The organism is Paenarthrobacter sp. NPDC090517, from assembly GCF_044769165.1.
Classification (GTDB): domain Bacteria; phylum Actinomycetota; class Actinomycetes; order Actinomycetales; family Micrococcaceae; genus Arthrobacter.
In genome coordinates this window covers 245,284-262,507 of the sequence record NZ_JBIVXN010000002.1, presented here as the reverse complement: position 1 = coordinate 262,507, position 17,224 = coordinate 245,284, and the positions used below count along the sequence as shown (strand labels likewise).

General features: G+C 63.4%; 13 protein-coding genes, 1 tRNA gene and 1 other RNA gene. 7 read left to right on the top strand and 8 right to left on the bottom strand.

Annotation, left to right across the window (positions count from 1 at the left end):
- Positions 1–4 precede the first annotated feature (4 nt).
- Entirely contained in the window at positions 5–511 is a 507-nt protein-coding gene (locus ACIQTW_RS09995) for a hypothetical protein (protein ID WP_402936641.1), read from the top strand.
- A 53-nt stretch (positions 512–564) separates the two neighbouring features.
- Positions 565–1,650, top strand: a complete 1,086-nt coding sequence (locus ACIQTW_RS09990; RefSeq protein WP_402936639.1) for a hypothetical protein — start codon at positions 565–567, stop codon at positions 1,648–1,650.
- Here ACIQTW_RS09990 and ACIQTW_RS09985 read toward each other — a convergent pair.
- The 5 genes from ACIQTW_RS09985 to ACIQTW_RS09965 form a co-directional block, all read right to left on the bottom strand.
- The gene (locus ACIQTW_RS09985) at positions 1,631–2,236 is read right to left on the bottom strand and encodes a dihydrofolate reductase family protein (RefSeq protein WP_402936637.1); all 606 of its coding nucleotides are present in this window, start codon (positions 2,234–2,236) and stop codon (positions 1,631–1,633) included. The genes ACIQTW_RS09990 and ACIQTW_RS09985 overlap by 20 nt on opposite strands.
- A gap of 36 nt (positions 2,237–2,272) precedes the next feature.
- Positions 2,273–2,872 (bottom strand): recombination mediator RecR, encoded by a 600-nt coding sequence (gene recR / locus ACIQTW_RS09980; protein WP_017198356.1) that lies wholly within the window; start codon positions 2,870–2,872, stop codon positions 2,273–2,275.
- 33 nt (positions 2,873–2,905) lie between these two features.
- Positions 2,906–6,112, bottom strand: coding sequence for a DNA polymerase III subunit gamma and tau (locus ACIQTW_RS09975; RefSeq protein ID WP_402936634.1), 3,207 nt, complete (start codon positions 6,110–6,112; stop codon positions 2,906–2,908).
- A gap of 34 nt (positions 6,113–6,146) precedes the next feature.
- Positions 6,147–6,243, bottom strand: an RNA gene (gene ffs, locus ACIQTW_RS09970) — signal recognition particle sRNA small type.
- Positions 6,244–6,331: 88 nt separating this feature from the next.
- Positions 6,332–6,655: a hypothetical protein gene (locus ACIQTW_RS09965; protein ID WP_402936632.1), complete on the bottom strand. Its 324-nt coding sequence runs from the start codon at positions 6,653–6,655 to the stop codon at positions 6,332–6,334.
- Positions 6,656–6,960: 305 nt separating this feature from the next.
- On the opposite strand from ACIQTW_RS09965, the gene ACIQTW_RS09960 reads away from it, so the two are divergent.
- Positions 6,961–7,045 (top strand) — tRNA-Ser (locus tag ACIQTW_RS09960).
- A 46-nt stretch (positions 7,046–7,091) separates the two neighbouring features.
- Here ACIQTW_RS09960 and ACIQTW_RS09955 read toward each other — a convergent pair.
- Positions 7,092–8,021 (bottom strand): LysR family transcriptional regulator, encoded by a 930-nt coding sequence (locus ACIQTW_RS09955; RefSeq protein ID WP_402936630.1) that lies wholly within the window; start codon positions 8,019–8,021, stop codon positions 7,092–7,094.
- A 123-nt stretch (positions 8,022–8,144) separates the two neighbouring features.
- Between ACIQTW_RS09955 and ACIQTW_RS09950 the strand changes: the two genes are divergently transcribed.
- On the top strand, positions 8,145–11,606 hold the full coding sequence (locus ACIQTW_RS09950; protein ID WP_402936628.1) for a bifunctional proline dehydrogenase/L-glutamate gamma-semialdehyde dehydrogenase: 3,462 nt from the start codon (positions 8,145–8,147) through the stop codon (positions 11,604–11,606).
- 79 nt (positions 11,607–11,685) lie between these two features.
- Here ACIQTW_RS09950 and ACIQTW_RS09945 read toward each other — a convergent pair whose 3' ends face one another.
- The gene (locus ACIQTW_RS09945) at positions 11,686–12,609 is read right to left on the bottom strand and encodes an oxygenase MpaB family protein (RefSeq protein ID WP_402936626.1); all 924 of its coding nucleotides are present in this window, start codon (positions 12,607–12,609) and stop codon (positions 11,686–11,688) included.
- Between the two features lie 103 nt (positions 12,610–12,712).
- Complete coding sequence (locus ACIQTW_RS09940; protein ID WP_402936624.1) at positions 12,713–14,155, bottom strand: MFS transporter; 1,443 nt, start codon at positions 14,153–14,155, stop codon at positions 12,713–12,715.
- Between the two features lie 97 nt (positions 14,156–14,252).
- On the opposite strand from ACIQTW_RS09940, the gene ACIQTW_RS09935 reads away from it, so the two are divergent.
- The 3 genes from ACIQTW_RS09935 (at position 14,253) to ACIQTW_RS09925 (ending at position 17,085) form a co-directional block, all read left to right on the top strand.
- Positions 14,253–14,633, top strand: coding sequence for a MarR family winged helix-turn-helix transcriptional regulator (locus ACIQTW_RS09935; RefSeq protein WP_402936622.1), 381 nt, complete (start codon positions 14,253–14,255; stop codon positions 14,631–14,633).
- A 155-nt stretch (positions 14,634–14,788) separates the two neighbouring features.
- Positions 14,789–16,480 (top strand): M23 family metallopeptidase, encoded by a 1,692-nt coding sequence (locus tag ACIQTW_RS09930; protein ID WP_402936620.1) that lies wholly within the window; start codon positions 14,789–14,791, stop codon positions 16,478–16,480.
- A gap of 122 nt (positions 16,481–16,602) precedes the next feature.
- Positions 16,603–17,085 carry a glutathione peroxidase gene (locus ACIQTW_RS09925; RefSeq protein WP_402936618.1) on the top strand — a complete coding sequence of 161 codons (483 nt, stop codon included), beginning with the start codon at positions 16,603–16,605 and terminating at the stop codon, positions 17,083–17,085.
- The last annotated feature ends 139 nt before the right edge of the window (positions 17,086–17,224 follow it).

Below are 17,224 nucleotides of genomic sequence, written 5' to 3'. Positions count from 1 at the left end.
GTCCGTGGATGCGAAGGAGAAGGAACACCTCAACCGGGTGCTGAACCGTCCGTACTACTACGGGTACGCCATGAGAGGTAAGACCCTCTTTGCGTACACGAAGGAAGAGTGGGGCATCGGTGCGAGTTCCGGCGGCGGCGACTACAACTTGATCCGCTCCTTCTATTTCAGTCTGGCACTAACGATTCTGATGGCGCCAGTTGCGCTGGCCTGCCTGATTCTTGCGCTTGTCCTCTTGATCAACCTGCAGATCACGGCCCTGATCATGGTGTTTTTTGGGCTCATCTTTGGCTTCGCCTTCCTCCAATGCTGTTTTAACGTCAAGGAAGAATGGCTGGGGAGGAAGGCTCGGAAACTCACGGGACTTCCGAAGCCTTGGTGGAAAGCATCCGATGACCACGCCTATGAATGGTTCTTGAACCATCCACACCCCCACATTCCCATGACGCTGGAGTACTTCCCGGATTCCGTGAAACTGCGGCAGGCAGCAGATAACGCCGCATCGAACTAGAGAGCGCATGACCGCCCGGCGTACCATCCACTTCATGAGGTTTGCGAGTGGCGATGGCCGGCTTACCTGACCACACGGGCGGTTCGGCTCAGGGGCGGAATGAACCCGAATACGAAGTGATCGGCGGCGTGATTGACGATCATCCGTCCAGCACTGCCCGGAAGGCGGATTCGGGGCCGCCGCGCGCCCCCGGAACGTTTAAGGTGACTGCGGGCGAGGCATGGCAGAACACCCGGACGTCCTTCACCTCGTGGTGGTTCTGGCTGGCCTGCGCACTGGGGACTGCTCTCGCATGGGGGATGGCCACAGCCTTGGTTGCGTGGGCAGAATCCAATGGTTGGTTCGAGACCGGCGATGCAAGTGCCACCTACCTGGTCATGGCGGCTATCCTGGCACTCGTGGCAGCGGTGTTGGGGGCCGGTTGGGGCTTCCGGCATACGAAGGGAAGCATCCCTGTTCTGCTGCTGTCAGGAGCCCTGCGGGGTGTGGCCCTGGCCGCCGTCGCGTGCGGTGGCTTGCTCATGGTGGCCCTCAGCGTCGGCGGGCCCATGGCGCTGGCCGGAGCCGCCGTCGTCGTCATTGTTCTTGAAGTAGCGCTATTCGGGCTGATCGGTGCCGGTTCGCGGAGATGCTTCGCCAAGGCAACTCCCGGCGTGGCTTTGGCGGTTCTGTTGGTGGTTTTCCTTTGCATCGGCAATGTGGCGGTAACCATCCTGCTGCTTCCTGCAACCGCGGGAACAGCTCAGGTTTCGGTGCCCGTCAACGTCGAACGGGACGACTCCGGAAGGACAATCTCCTACCTGTGTGTTGGCGACCTTCGCACGGTGCAAGTTCAGCATACGGACCGGATAGCTTGGCTGGCCGCGTCCAATCCAGCGCTGCTTCTGGGAAGCGTCGGTGCGGACTTCATTCCCGCAGAAAATGACCTGCGCTGGGTACTATCAGGACTGCAGTGGGCTGCCGACGGCCCATCACGCGAGGTCCAGTGCATCGGCGGGGAATCGAGCCAGGGGTTTGCGCCATCGATGCCCGTTTCAGTCACCGGACTCGCACTTCAAGCCGTCGTGGCCGCGTTGGTGCTTGCTGCGGCGCATCGGCTGGCTTTACGGAGGCTGCGGGCTAGTTCGGGTTCTGGCTAAACGGCTGGCGCACGTACTCGGAAATTACGACGCCTGAGCCGAAGGCCGTCGTCGACACCTCGCTGAAGGCGCTGGGCTGGTAGGTGCCGGGCGCGAAGAGCGGGACCCCGTTACCAAAGAGCAGCGGGCTGCGTTTGAGTACAAGCCGGTCGATCTCACCTGCGAGCTGCGTTGCCAGGTGCCCGCCGCCACAGAGCCAAATCGACTTCCCGGGCCGGGACTTCAACCGCCGCACAACGTCTACCGGGCTTTCATCGGTAAGCGTCAAATTCGGGTGCTCGCCCGGGATGTCCGCCTCGGTGCGCGTCCGGGAAAACACTATTTGTTCGAGGTGCTGGTACGGGCTGGTCATGCCCGCCGGAAGGCCCACGGCGTAGGTATTCCAACCCATCACCACCGTGTCGAACATTGTCCCGTTCCGTTGGATGCCCATGGCGTCCGCAATCACGGTAGGGATGGCGTCAGGGAAGCGTTGATTCTGCGCGGTCATGTGGTCGCCCTCCACAGGAAACGCGTCGAATTCGCCCCCTGGGCCGGCAATATAGCCGTCAAGGCTCACAGCAACGTAGTACACAAGCTCTCGCACGGGACCCCCAAGGTGGTTGATGTTGTGATTGCGGGATTACAAGAGGGCGTTCCGCCTGCCCTCGAAAGCGCGGCCCAAGGTGACTTCATCGGCGTATTCAAGGTCTCCACCCACGGGCAGGCCCGATGCCAAGCGCGTTACGGTGATTCCGATCGACTTGAGCATGCGGGCGAGGTAGGTTGCCGTAGCTTCGCCCTCGAGGTTGGGGTCCGTAGCGATGATGATTTCCTGGATAGCGCCGTCGTTGAGGCGTGTGAGGAGTTCGCGGATGCGCAACTGTTCCGGACCGATGCCCGCAATGGGGTTAATGGCCCCGCCCAGCACGTGATAGCGGCCACGGAAGGACCGGGTGCGCTCGACGGCCAACACGTCCTTTGACTCCTCAACCACACAAATGACCGACGGATCCCGGCGCTGGTCGCGACAGATGTTGCACGTTTCCTGCTCTGTCACGTTGAAGCAGACGCTGCAGAACTTCACGCGTTCCTTGACCGTGGTGATGGCCGTTACCAGGCGCTTCATGTCCTCGGGGTCCGCCTCAAGGATGTGGAACGCCAGGCGCTGCGCTGATTTGGGGCCCACACCGGGAAGCCGGCCGAGCTCATCAATCAGCTCTTGAACTGCACCTTCGTACACAATGTCCTCGTTAGGTTGAAATCAATGCTGGGGTCAGCGGGGTTGAAGGGGAGAACCGTCCAAGGCGCGCTCTTCGATCAGCTTTCCGCCCAGAATACGCTCCACCGCGGCGCGCCCAAAGACGCGGGATTCCTCGATGGTTTCATCTTCCGGACTGGGAATGTCCTCCGCGACTGACTCTGGCTTCGCCTGGGTCCGCACCGGTGCCTGGACACGGCCCGCTTGGGCTTCGGGGCTGTTGGTCAACCGCTGATACAGGCTCTGACGACCATGTGGACTGCCCGACGGCGCAGCCTCCTCGAGCGTGGCAACGGAGCCGTGCGCTTCCTCGGGTTGAGTCGCCAGAGACGGCCAGGCCGCCGGGGCGGCTGCTTGTTGCGTTCCAGGCCAACTCGACGCCGGTGCGACGTCCCAGCTGGAGCTCGGGTTCTCCTCGGCATTGGTGGGGTGACCGTAGGTTCCGGACGTTGTTGCCGGCGCCGGTGCTTGCGCCGCGGCCGGTTCGTAGTCCGGAGTGTTCGTTGCTGGCGCGCTTACTTCGACATCCTGCGCAGGTTGCTTGCCCACGTTGGACTCCGTGCCTACAACCCAGGTTCCGGGCGCCTGCTCGACTGCGCGCGACCACGGATCGTCGGAAACCTTAGCTGTGGTGCTGTTCGCCGGGGCGGCCGACGTTGTGGCCGACGTGGAGGATGCCACTAATGCTTGCTCGACCGGTGCGACGCCTGCCGCCGACGGCTGGCGCTTTGGGAAGGACTGGCCGTCCACTGCAGTGGCCGCTTGGGAACTCGTGTGGCTGTAGCCGGCCGGTGGCTCCCAGTCCGCAGGAGGCTCTTCATCCAGCGGCGGCGCATCCTCATCGAGCGGCGGACCCCAATCGTCGTCAGGGTATGAGTAGTCGCCGGAAGGCTCGGACACCGGCGGTGCGGCCGGAGTTGAGGCGGGAGTTGGGGCGGCCGGTGCGGGTGCCGGTGCAACTGGGGCGGGAGAAGCTACGGTCGCTGCGGCCGCGGGGGAAGCTACGGGTGCGGCAGCCGGTGCGGCTGCGGGGGAAGCTACGGGTGCGGCAGCCGGTGCGGCCGCGGGAGGAGCTACGGGTGCGGCAGCCGGTGCGAGACCCCATGCGGAGTCGACGGCTGACACCGGTGCCGGCGCGAAAGCTGTTTCCGCAGGCGCTGACGCGACACCTGTGGCTGTTGCCTTGGGTGATCCACCACCAGCCGACGCAGGGCCGCTCGCTGATGATGCAGCAGCCGGAGCTTCCCGGCTAGTAGGTGCTTTTGGGTTTGGCTCAGAGCTCGCTGAGCTGTTGCCGCCGGCCACTGCGACGATCTGGCAATCGATACCGATGGTCTTATGAATCGCCTGCCGAAGGTTCTCGGAGTGATCCGCACGTCCGAACGCACCGGCGAGGCCACCTGTTGTGAAGGCGAGCGTCAGTACCTGTCCGTCAAACTGTGCCACTTGGGCATTCGGTTCAACCAGCGCCCAAGTGCTGCGCTTGATCTTGGTCAGCGTCTGCAGGACATCCGGCCAGGCCCGGCGTAATGCTTCCACATCGCCGGCGCCTCCGGGAGCTGGCACCGGAGCAGCACCAGTCTGGGGAGCTTCGACGGGTGCCTGTTGGGGTGCAGGCGCTTGATGGGCTGCTGCAGCTTGTGCGTGCGGCGCGGCCTCCGCGGAAGGGGACGCGTGCCCTGGACGAACAGCGTCAGTGGAAGGGGTTGCCGGCGAGGCCGTAGGGGCGTGAACAGGCTGGGTCTGCTGTTGTGGAGCTTGAACAGGCTTCGGCTCAGACTGAGCTGTTTGGGATGAGGCAGCCTGCTGCGAGCGACTGGCAGCCGGACGGTCTTCGACGGGCCAATCACTGGTGGACACACGAGGTGCCGTGATGGCGTCCCGCGAACCAGCGTCAGAGGACGGATGAGCAGAGGACGGCTCCGGAGCGGGTGCCGCCGGGGCAGCCGTGACAGCCGGAGTTTCTGCTTGTGCATGCACTGTAGGTGCTGGCGGCGTAGTAGCCGCAGGGACCGGTGGGGCAGCAGCCACAGCCGGGCCGCCGCCGTCGCCCGTGTAATTCAGGCGACGTTCCACGCGGTCGATGCGTGCCGCGATGCCACGTTCGGTCTGCTCGGCGCTGGGCAGGAGGATGCGTGCGCACAGCAGTTCAAGGTGAAGGCGCGGCGACGTAGCACCGGTCATCTCGGTGAGCGCCGTGTTGGTGACATCCGCGGCCCGGGATAGCTCCGCCGCGCCCAGATTGGTTGCCTGATTGCGCATCCGGGCGATCTGGTCTGCGGGCATGCCGCGAAGAATGGCCTGTGCGCTCTCGGGCATCGCCTGGACGATGATGAGGTCGCGGAATCGTTCCAAGAGGTCTTCGACGAAGCGCCGGGGATCGTGACCGGTCTGGATGACGCGGTCCACGGCACGGAACACAGTGGCGGCATCCGCTGCAGCAACGGCGTCCACGATGTCATCCAGCAAGGAAGCATGCGTGTAGCCGAGCAACGCAACAGCGAGCTCGTAGTCCAAGCCGTTGGGACCGGCGCCGGCCATGAGCTGGTCCAGGACGGACAGGGTGTCACGAACGGAACCGCCACCTGCGCGGATGACGAGCGAGAGCACGCCGGGAGCCACAGGAACGTTCTCCTGCTGGCAAAGGAGCTCGAGGTACTGCATGAGCGGCTCCGGCGGCACCAACCGGAAGGGGTAGTGGTGCGTACGGGAGCGGATGGTCCCGATCACCTTGTCCGGCTCGGTGGTGGCGAAGATGAACTTGATGTGTTCCGGCGGCTCTTCGACGATTTTGAGGAGCGCGTTGAAGCCGGCGGACGTGACCATGTGGGCCTCGTCAATGATGAAGATCTTGTAGCGGTCCCGGACCGGGGCGAAGGTTGCGCGCTCGCGGAGATCGCGGGCGTCGTCCACGCCACCGTGGCTGGCGGCGTCAATCTCGATAACATCCAGCGAGCCGGAGCCGCCGCGTGCGAGTTCGACGCAACTGGGGCACTTGCCGCAGGGGGTGTCAGTGGGGCCTTCGGCGCAGTTCAGGCAGCGTGCAAGGATGCGCGCGGATGTGGTCTTGCCGCAACCGCGGGGGCCGGAGAAGAGGTAGGCGTGGTTCACGCGGTTCTTGCGGAGCGCCGTCATCAGCGGCTCCGTGACGTGTTCCTGCCCGATAACGTCCGCGAAAGAGTCCGGGCGGTACCTTCGATACAGGGCAGTTGTAACAGTCACAAGTGAAACCTACCTATAGGGACTGACAGTTAAAGTAAGTGACCCCTCATGCACCCGCCAGAGCCCATCTACCCTTGCTACCTTCCGGTCCTGGGGGAGTTCAACAGGATGACGCCACATGAGGGGCCGTCGACAAGCTTACCCGAACTTGGGTTGGGGTTCGAATCGGCTGGAAGGGCTGTGGATAAGGCTCGACGGCGGGTGGCTGTGTTGCGAGACTCAGCGCCAGCCATTCACCGGCCACGTCGTGAAAGCAGGCTCCTCATAAGGGTGCGCGGCCCGCAAAGCCCGCACGACGTCGTTGAGCATGTCCTCCTGAACAACGCACTCAACCCGGATTTCGGGCACCTGCTCCTCGATCCCCACCTCACCAACAACGGGGCGCGCTCCAGGCAGTGGCGTGAAGCGGCCAGTGCCTGGTGAAGTAAAGGCGCAGTGGGAGTAGTCGCCGATTCGCCCGGCGCCTGCGTCGCCAATGGCCAGGAGGACTTCCTCGATATGCGTCTCAGGAACGTAGGCAACCAGGGCGTGGAGCTGATCCATAAGCACATCCTGTCAATAAACTTCGGCTACAAACAGGTCTCAGCCATTGCAAAACGAGGGACCGCAGCGGACCATGGGTATGTACACCGATTGGGGCAATCTCAAGGTTGTGAGCTGCGAGGCCTGGGAGCGAGGGGCCGGACCCGGCAGCTCAACGGTGATACCGCAAGAATGGGCGCGTTGGGGGCGTCCATTTTTCCGTTAAGCAGCAGTTCGCCAAGCCTGTCCAAGGGAGCCATTTCAGCCCGATTACACGATGCCGAAATTCTCAGGTACAGTAGTATCTGCTTTCGAATCGGAAGCAAGGAGAATTCGCCTAGCGGCCTATGGCGCACGCCTGGAACGCGTGTTGGGTTAACGCCCTCGGGGGTTCAAATCCCCCATTCTCCGCGTTTGGCCCCAGTCCTTGGACTGGGGCCTTTTGCATTCCCGGAAGTTAATCGGCGTCAGCCTGCTGCTCGGCATCCTGCTGCTGTTTTGCCGCGACCCTCTCCAGCACTTCGCGGCAGGCGGCAGTTGCAGGATGGATACGGCCGGCCGTTCTGGTGGACGTAAAGACGGTTCGCTTCGGAAGGCCCGGGAGGTCCAGAAGTTGGACTGTGCGGGTTCTCCCGGTCCAGACGAGGTCCGGCATGAGGGCCACGGCATTCCCGGATTCAATGAGGCGGATCTGGGCTTGGAGGTCGGCCGTTTCGTAGCGAACATCCGGTTCGAAACCCGCCGAGCGGCACGCCTGCTCGGCCCAATGCCTGGAGGCGGCACCGCGAGGCTCCATGACCCACGGCATTGAAGCGGTATCCGCAAGCGAAGAAACAGTTTCCCCACCCAAACCCACCGGGGGAGTGGCCAGGCGGATGGCGTCGCTGGTGAGGATGACGCGGTCCAGGCCGCTGTGATGCGGGGCGGCGTGGCCCGGGTATTGCTCCGCCACCACAAGATCGAAGTCCCGCGCCCAGGTTTCGTAAAGTGCGGTCTCGGGCTCGCGCTGCGTCATCTCGACCCGGACCTCGGGATACTCCTGGCGCATGATGCTGAGGAAATCCGGAAGCAACGCCAACGCGGCGGACTGGAAGACGGCGAGCCGGACAGTGCCTGTGACCATGGAGAGCGATGCTGCGAGCTCAGTCTCGGCGCGCTCCAAGGTCTCCAGCAACGCAGCGGTGTGAGCCACGAGGATCTCCGCCTGCGGAGTCAGCTGCACCCGACGACCGGCTTTGCGCAGCAGTTCCACGCCGGCTTCCTTCTCCAGCAAGGTCAGCTGCTGGGACACCGATGAAGGGCTGTACTGCATTGCATCGGCCACCTCAGCGAGGGTTCCGCGGATCTTCAATTCGTGCAGCAAACGCAGCCTGCGGACGTCCAGCAAGGCGGCCTCCAAAGGTTCGGGATGGGTAATGAATATTCGTCAGAAAAGATCGCTTTTCCTAACGTGATTGTAGATCCATACTGATGGAAACAAACAAACTTCTCCGCCTCAGAAGGAGCCCCCATGACCAGCACCCTCCCGGATGCCACCGCCCCGCAAACCCAGGATTCCGGGCAGTTCGATGCTTTGGCCCACGAAGCCATCGCCTTGGTCCGCCACTGGCTTACCGAAGCCAGCAAGATCCCCGTCGATGTCTCAGCGCAGCGACTCGCGGGCGTCCTGAAGGACCCGAACGGCCTTGACTTCACTGTGGGATTCGTCGACGGCGTCATCCGCCCCGAGGACCTGTCGGTCGCCGGCCGCAAGCTCGCCGAGCTGGCCCCCAAGGTGCCCAAGTTCCTCCCGTGGTACATGCGCAGCGCTGTCCGCGTGGGTGGCGTCATGGCTCCGATCGTCCCGCAGGTAGTCATCCCGATCGCCCGCCGCGTGCTTCGCGAAATGGTGGGCCACCTGATTGTGGACGCCACGGACGCCAAGCTCGGCCCGGCGATTGCCAAGATCCGCCAGGACGGCGTTCACCTGAACGTGAACCTGCTCGGCGAAGCAGTCTTGGGCGAACACGAAGCGCAGCGCCGCCTGGATGGAACACTGAAGCTCCTTGCCCGCGAAGACGTGGACTACGTTTCCATCAAGGAATCCTCCACCGTGGCACCGCACTCCCCGTGGGCCTTCGACGAAGCCGTGGACCACGTTGTAGAGAAGCTCACCCCGCTGTACCGCCTCGCAGCGTCCTTCCCCAAGCCCAAGTTCATCAACCTGGACATGGAGGAATACAAGGACCTCAGCATGACCATCGCGGTGTTCAAACGCATCCTGGACATGCCCGAGTTCAAGAACCTGGAAGCCGGCATCGTCCTCCAGGCCTACCTGCCGGACGCCCTTGGTGCCATGCAGGAACTCCAGGAGTGGGCCACCGCCCGCCGCGCCCAGGGCGGCGCTCCCATCAAGGTCCGCGTGGTTAAGGGAGCCAACCTCCCCATGGAGCAGGTTGAAGCTTCCCTGCACGACTGGCCGCTGGCTACCTGGGGCACCAAGCAGGACTCCGACACCAGCTACAAGAACGTCATCAACTACGCCCTCACCCCGGAACACATTGACGCTGTCCGCATCGGGGTCGCAGGCCACAACCTGTTCGATGTCGCCTTTGCGTGGTTGCTCGCCAAGGAGCGGGGCGTCACCAAGGGTATTGAATTCGAGATGCTCCTGGGCATGGCTACCGGCCAGGCCACCGCAGTCCGCAAGGACGTCGGCAGCCTCCTGCTCTACACACCGGTGGTCCACCCGGGCGAGTTCGACGTCGCCATCGCCTACCTCATCCGACGCCTGGAAGAGGGCGCCAGCCAGGAAAACTTCATGAGCGCAGTCTTCGAGCTGAGCGAGAATGAAGCCCTCTTCAAGCGCGAACAGCAGCGCTTCCTTGATTCTCTCGCCGGAATGACGGACGAGGTTCCTGGCCCCAACCGCCAGCAGGACCGCCGCCTCCCCGCAGAGCCGGCACCGCTCGAGGGCTTCAGCAACACCCCGGACACCGACCCGGCGCTCCCGGCCAACCGCGCCTGGGGCCGCGACATCCTCAAGCGCATCCCCGGCTCCACCGCAGGCAACAAGATCGTGGAGTCCACCAAGGTCTCCGACGCCAGTGAACTGGACCGCATCATCGCCACGGCCGTGGACCATGGCAAGGCGTGGGGTGCCCGTCCGGCAGCCGAGCGCGCAGCCATCCTGCACCGTGCCGGCGACATCCTCGAGGCGCGCCGTGCGGAGCTTCTTGAGGTTATGGCTTCCGAAACCGGCAAGAACATCGACCAGGGCGATCCCGAGGTCAGCGAAGCGATCGACTTCGCGCATTACTACGCCGAGCGCGCCAAGGATCTGGAAACGGTCGACGGCGCCACGTTCGTCCCAGCGAACCTCACCGTGGTGACACCGCCGTGGAACTTCCCGGTGGCGATCCCCGCAGGCTCTACGCTCGCAGCGCTCGCCTCAGGCTCCGCCGTCGTGATCAAGCCTGCAAAGCAGGCCCGACGCTCCGGTTCCGTCATGGTGGATGCACTCTGGGAAGCCGGCGTACCGCGGGAAGTGCTGGCGCTCGTTCAGCTCGAAGAGCGCGAACTCGGCACCCAGTTGGTCTCGCACCCGAGCGTTGACCGCGTCATCCTCACCGGTGGCTACGAAACCGCTGAGCTCTTCCGCTCCTTCCGCCAGGACCTGCCCCTGCTTGCGGAGACCTCCGGCAAGAACGCCATTATCGTCACCCCCAGCGCTGACCTGGACCTGGCTGCCAAGGACGTTGTGTACTCGGCCTTCGGCCACGCCGGCCAGAAGTGCTCGGCCGCATCACTGGTGATCCTGGTGGGCTCGGTGGCCAAGAGCGCCCGCTTCCATAACCAGCTGATCGACGCCGCACGCTCCCTGACGGTTGGCTACCCGGAGAACGCCACAACGCAGATGGGACCGATTATCGAGCAGGCCAACGGCAAGCTCCTCAACGCCCTCACCACCTTGGGCGACGGCGAGACCTGGGCCATCAAGCCCGAGCGACTCGACGAAACAGGACGTTTGTGGTCCCCGGGCATCCGTTCGGGCGTCAAGCGTGGCTCCTACTTCCACCTCACCGAGTTCTTCGGCCCGGTCCTGGGTGTTATGACCGCAGAGACCCTCGAGGAAGCCATCGCCATCCAGAACGAGATCGAGTACGGCCTCACCGCCGGCCTGCACTCCCTGGATTCCGCTGAAATGGGCGTCTGGTTGGACACCATCCAGGCCGGAAACCTTTACGTCAACCGTGGCATCACCGGTGCGATCGTCCAGCGCCAGCCTTTCGGTGGATGGAAGAAGTCGGCAGTCGGTGCCGGAACCAAGGCCGGTGGACCGAACTACCTGATCGGACTGGGCAGTTGGCTCCCCGCCGAGGCCAAGGCCAAGCGCGGCACGATGCTTCAGGGTGCTGCCGCACAGATTCTCACTGCTGCAAAGTCCGCCGACGTGTCCGCTGAGGAACTCCAGACCCTGCAGCAGTCACTCTTCAGTGACGCAGCGGCCTGGGAATCCGAGTTCGGCACGCGCAAGGATGTCTCCGCCCTGTCCGCAGAGCGCAACGTCTTCCGCTACCGCTCCCTCCCCGTCACTATCCGGCTCTCCGAAGGCGAGCGGCTCGCTGAACTGCTCCGCGTTGTAGCAGCCGGTGCCGTAGCGGGTTCGGCACTCAAGGTGAGCTCCGCCGTCGCGCTTCCCGACGCAGTGGTGACCGTGTTCGCGAACCTCGGCGTCAGCGTCCGGATCGAGGACGACGCCGCGTGGCTGGCCCGTGCGGCCAAGTTCGACGCCGGCCGGATCCGCCTGATCGGTGGCGACTTCGCCGCGCTGAGCGCAGCCATGGGTGGCCGTCCGGACGTCGCGGTTTACCACGGTGCTGTGACTCAGGCCGGCCGGATCGAGATGCTGCCGTTCCTCCGCGAGCAGGCTGTGTCCATCACCGCCCACCGCTTCGGCACCCCGAACCACCTGTCGGATCACCTGATCTAAGGGCTTGGCCACGAAGGCCGGGTAGGACGGATTCGCTCCGACCTACCCGGCCTTCATTGTTGTCGATTGACCTGGCCCGTCAGGCCTCGGCGTAGCCGAGCCTCTGCAACCTCCGCCGGGCAGCCTGCTCGCTCGGACCGTGGGAACCCAAAGCGAACCGGACCATGCCCAGCACGGCCCCGGCAGCGGTGATGACGGGCAAGGGAACCGGACCAATCCCGGCACGGCGAATACCGAGCATCTCGCGGTACTTGGGTTCAAGGCTTGCGACTGCGGCTGCGAAGAGGATGCTGTAACCGGGTTTGAGGAGTGGGCTCAGGGGCGGGTAGCGAATGAACGACACCGTCTCGGCCAAGCGCTCATCAGCCCGAAGTATCCCGGAGGCGTACCACTGTTCAAGTTCTTCCTGAACCTCGGCCTCGGTCAATGGCGGGTCCTCCACTCCCATCAGCCGTCCGGCCGCTGCCCATTCGCGAACGTAGGCGTCGGGCCCACCTGGGATGGGCCGGCCCCAGATCCGGTTGGCGGTAATGAAGGAGTCTGCGTAGGTGATGTGGACCCAGCGGAGGAGTTCGGGATCGTTGGCGGCGTACTCGCGGAGGACTCCGTTGCCGTCTACATACGTTCCCCGGACGCGCTCGTGGATTTTGCGCACGCGCGCGGTCGCAGCTTCGGCGGCCTCCGTGGAACCGTAGGTCACCGTGAAAATCCATCGGACCGTGTTAGCCAGCCGCCCCAGGGGGTCTTTTTGGAAGCCTGAGTGCTCATAAACTCCGGCCAGCGCGCCGGGATGCAGGGCCTGCATCAGCAGTACCCGGATCCCGGCCACGATGGTAGCCACATGGCCGTGAACAGCCCAGACAGCCGATCCCGGCAGGTGATATCCGGCGTCGTCCCCTTCCGCGAGGCGCGGCACCCACTCCGGAGGCGTGCCCGACGTTCCGGTGAAGGTGCGCTGCAGTTCGTGCCTGTACTCCGTGAGGTAGTTCCTCATAGGTCCCATCAGACCTCGCAATTGCGCCCATGTACAGGGGAGATTTAGTACGGATCATGTCCCTATGACGGACGCATAAGGGCATGATCTGTATACGAACAAGAACGCCTGGTTAGGAGCGGACGCGCCTCCGGGATGGTGCAGCTGCCACCAGTAGTGCGGCGATGGCGACGGCGGCACTCAAGATGAGGCCCGGACGGTACTGTTCCAGCATGGTTTGGGCGCTGACGGTTCCGGCGGCCTGGCCGTGACCGCTGACCAGTGCTGTGGTGACCGCCAAAACCAGGGCGGCTCCGACTTGCGTACTGGTCTGGATCAGGCCAGCAGCGAGCCCCTGCTCGGAGTCCTTGATCCCGGCGGTCGCTTGGACATTGATGGACGGGAAAGCCAGCGCGAAGCCGATGCCCAACAGGACCACAGAGGGCAGGATATCCAGCACGTAGTTCGGCGTGGTGCCCACCCTGAGGAACAGGACGTAGCCCAGGCCAAGGGCTGTGAGCCCGGTGAGAATCAGTTGCGTGGCCCCGAACTTCTCAATGAGACGGTCCGCAAACGGCGCACTCGTAGCCACCAACAGGCCTGCCGGCAGCAGGGCCAACGCCATTCCCAGCGGAGTCCAGCCCAGCACGGACTGCAGGTACATGGTGACGATGAACTGGAAGCTGAGGTAGGAACCAAACAGTCCCACCGCGCTGAGATTCGCCCTGGCAACCCAGCCTTCCTTGAGGATGCTGAAGCGGATCAGTGGATGCTTGACCTTGTTCTCGATCACCGCGAAGGCTGCCAGCACGGCGATTGAAACTGCGAATCCGGCGATTGTTGCCACAGATCCCCAGCCCTGCTCCGGTGCTGAAACCAAGGTGTACACAAGGCCGAGCATGCCCAACGATAGAGTCACGGCGCCCCAAATATCGTGCCCGCTGTTTTCCGCCGACGGCTTGTCCTTCGGAATGAACTTCATGCCGAGGAAGACAACCACGACGGCGATGGGCACCGAGACCAGGAACGTCCAACGCCAGCTAAGGCTGGTCATCAGGCCACCCACTACCAGGCCCAGCGAGAAGCCGCTTGCGCCGAACGTGGTGAAGATGGACAGCGCCTTGTTGCGCTCGCGGCCTTCGGCGAAGTTGGTGGTGATGATGGAGAACCCGGTGGGTGCGGTGAACGCCGCGGCAAGTCCCTTGATGAACCGCGTGGCGATCAGGATGGCGGGATCGTCCACCAGCCCGCCAAGGAGCGACGCTGCGGCGAATACGGCCAGCGCAATGAGGAAGATTCGACGCCGGCCCAACAGATCGGCGAGACGGCCACCAAGGAGCAGGAGGCTTCCGTAGCCCAGGACGTAGGCCGAAACGATCCACTGCAGGGAATCGGTTCCCAGGTTGAGTTCCTGTCCGATGGACGGCAGGGCAACGCCGACCATGGAGACGTCCAGCCCGTCCAACGCCAGGACGGTGCACACAACCATGAGCAGCAGCCACTGGGCGCGCGTCCAGTGAACGGCTGAAACCAAAGGCGGCTCAGTTGAGGATTTGAGGGTGGTGGGTGATGTCATGGATTTGAATCTACATGACACGTCATTCAATGACAAGGAATATGATGTGGAATATTATGACGTGGATTCTAAAGCCGTAATGAACTAGAATCGGAGCATGGCAACGACGCGTGACCGTCAACTGGTTGAGCAGTGGCGCAGCATCCAAAACTCGTACTTCCGCACCGCAGGAGCGATAGACCGCGCCCTCGAAGCGAAGTTCGACATTGGCCTCAACGAGTTCGAAATCCTTGACCTCGTTGCCGAAAGCGAAGAGTCTGCGTGCCGGATGAAGGCTTTGGGGGAGCGCACGCCCATGACCCAGAGTGCTGTCTCAAAGGTGGTGGACCGGCTGGAAAGAGCCGGCCTGGTGTCCCGCGAAACCTGCGCAGACGATCGCCGCTCCCTCTTCTTGGAACTGACTGAGGCGGGGCGTGCACTCCACGCCAACGCCGCCGTCGAACACCGTGCCCTGCTGAAGGAAAACCTGGGCTCTTAGCGTCCGAAAACAAACCTCAAGGCTCTTGAGCCAAAACTGAGCCAACCTTTCGGTGGATGGCACCCGGGAAGCCTTTATTTCTCCCATGATTCCCGCAACAATGGTGCTTGCACGCCAGGCTGGGGTTTGGTGCCGCTGGCTTTGGGGAGTGTTTTGTGGGCAAGCATCATGAATCAGACCGGGTAGCAGATTTGATCCGCGCCGTAGGCTTCCATCGCGTTCTCATCGCGGGAAGTCTCGCCGTCCTGGCTTTCTTTGCGTTTGGCTTCCAACCCTTGAATTCTGTCTCCAGCAGTTCCGTTGGCGGAGCACTGGCACAGGGGGTAGTGGAACCAACGGCTCTAGGCACCCTGGTGCCGCCGGATGCCGAGACTTTGGTGATCGACTCCATGCCGGAGCCCCCAGAGCAAATCCCGGGCACGCCCATGGTCTACTTCGACCGCGCCATGGTAAGAACTGTCAGCAAGGACGGTTCCACAGGCCTTACCGTTGCCTCGGCCAGCCTGTCCCGGCCCCCCGCCGGCAGTCTCTACTCACCGCTTGAGGTCCTCAATAAGAGCTCGTCTTACGGCTACCGCTACAGTCCCTTGACGGGCCTGGCAGGAGAGTTCCACTGGGGCCAAGACTACGCAGCCGCCTGCGGTACGCGGGTCTATGCCGCAGACGCCGGCGTGGTGCGGGCTGTGGGATGGCATGTGTGGGGCGGTGGCAACCGGGTTGAAATCGAGCATGGCAACGGCTTGGTCACCACGTACAACCACCTCCAGGCAATAGGCGTGACCCAAGGCCAATCGGTGCGGGTGGGCGAGGTCATCGCAGAGGTTGGGACCACAGGCTGGTCGACAGGATGCCACCTTCACTTTGAGACGATCGTCAATGGTCTCCATACAGATCCCGCGAACTGGACTCTCCTGTCCATCCGGCAGACTGATCCACTGCAGACCATCGCCATGGTGAACTACCAGCCGGGTGTTGGCAACGGCGCCTCGGGAACCCCGCAGTGGGCAGTTCCTGTATCGGATGGAACCAACCGGGCTGTCATTGGTGGAGAGCACGAACACGACGAACCGCTTCCTGTTCCACCGCCGGCCCCGTCGGGAACCACTCCGCTGGCCACCACGACGCCGAGCAACCCTGGTGGAACTCAAAGCACACTGCCAGCCACCTCGACGCCGGTTCAAACCACGACGCCCACGCCTTCACCTTCCGTGACGGCGACACCGACGCCGACCACTACTGCTGCGCCGACACCGACACCGACCACTACCGCTACACCGACGCCGACGCCGACCACTACTGCTGCGCCGACACCGACACCGACCACTACTGCTACACCGACGCCGACCACTACTGCTACGCCGACACCGACCACAGCTCCGGAGACCAGCACCGTCCCACCGACGCTGACGACGGCCCCGGTGGCACCCGCCCCTCAGTCGGCCATTGCCCCGCCGCCGCCGGCAGTCGTTGAACCGGCTCCGGTCGCGCCCGCAGTTGTGGAACCGGCTCCGATCGTTCCCGCAATTGTGGAACCAGCTCCGGTCGCGCCCGCAGTTGTTGAACCAGTGCCGGTCGTGCCGGCTCCGGCGCCAGCAGTGGTTGAACCGGTGCCAGTCGTGCCGGCTCCGGCGCCAGCAATCGTGGAGCCTGCGCCGGTAGTTACCCAGGCTGTTCCGCCGGCTCCTGCACCTCCGGTGGCCCCTGCGCCCGCGCCGGTTGCCGTCCTTCCGACGGCGCTGCCGGTAGTCGTGCTTCCGCCCGGATACGTCCTGATCGCACCGGACCTGGTCCAGCGACCTGATGGTGTGATCGTGCCGTTGTCCACGCTCATCCTCCCGGCACCCTAAACCGGATACACGCTAACGGCACGTGAAACGCCGGATGATCCTGCGTTTCGCGGCCCCAAGCCAGCTCCCGTAAGCTCGATGGCGGCAAACCCGCCAGACGACGTCGTCAGGAAGCGAATCCCATGTCCAGCCTTTACAGCATTCCCCTCACCTTCAACGATGGCACCGAAGCCGACTTCGGCCGGTTCGAGGGCAAGGCGGTCCTGGTGGTGAACGTCGCTTCAGAATGCGGTTACACGCGTCAATATGCCGGCTTGGAAGAGCTCTACGGCAAGTATCGCGCGCAGGGCTTGGAGATCCTCGGCGTGCCCTGCAACCAGTTTGGTGGGCAGGAGCCCGGCGCTGACCAGGAGATTGCCGAGTTCTGTGAACGTAACTTTGGTGTGTCCTTCCCGCTGACCAGCAAAGCCAATGTCCTTGGCAAGCAGCAGCATCCCCTGTTCGCCAAGCTGGCCCGGGACGAGGACGGGCAGCCGGCCAAGGTGAAATGGAACTTCGAGAAGTTCGTCATAAATCGCGGGGGCGAACTCGTGGCCAGGTTCCCATCCGCAGTGGAGCCTGACTCCGAAGACCTTGTAAAAGCAGTGGAAGAAGCACTGGCATAAGACCACCAATCCCGAAGGGAGAAAAGTAATTTTCCAACATTCCGCCGGAAGTTAGCCAGTTGTTGGCTTGTTGTCTGGTTGGATTGGAGCTACTGGATTGACACGGGAGGCGCCGTCTCCCACCAAACGCTAAGGCGAA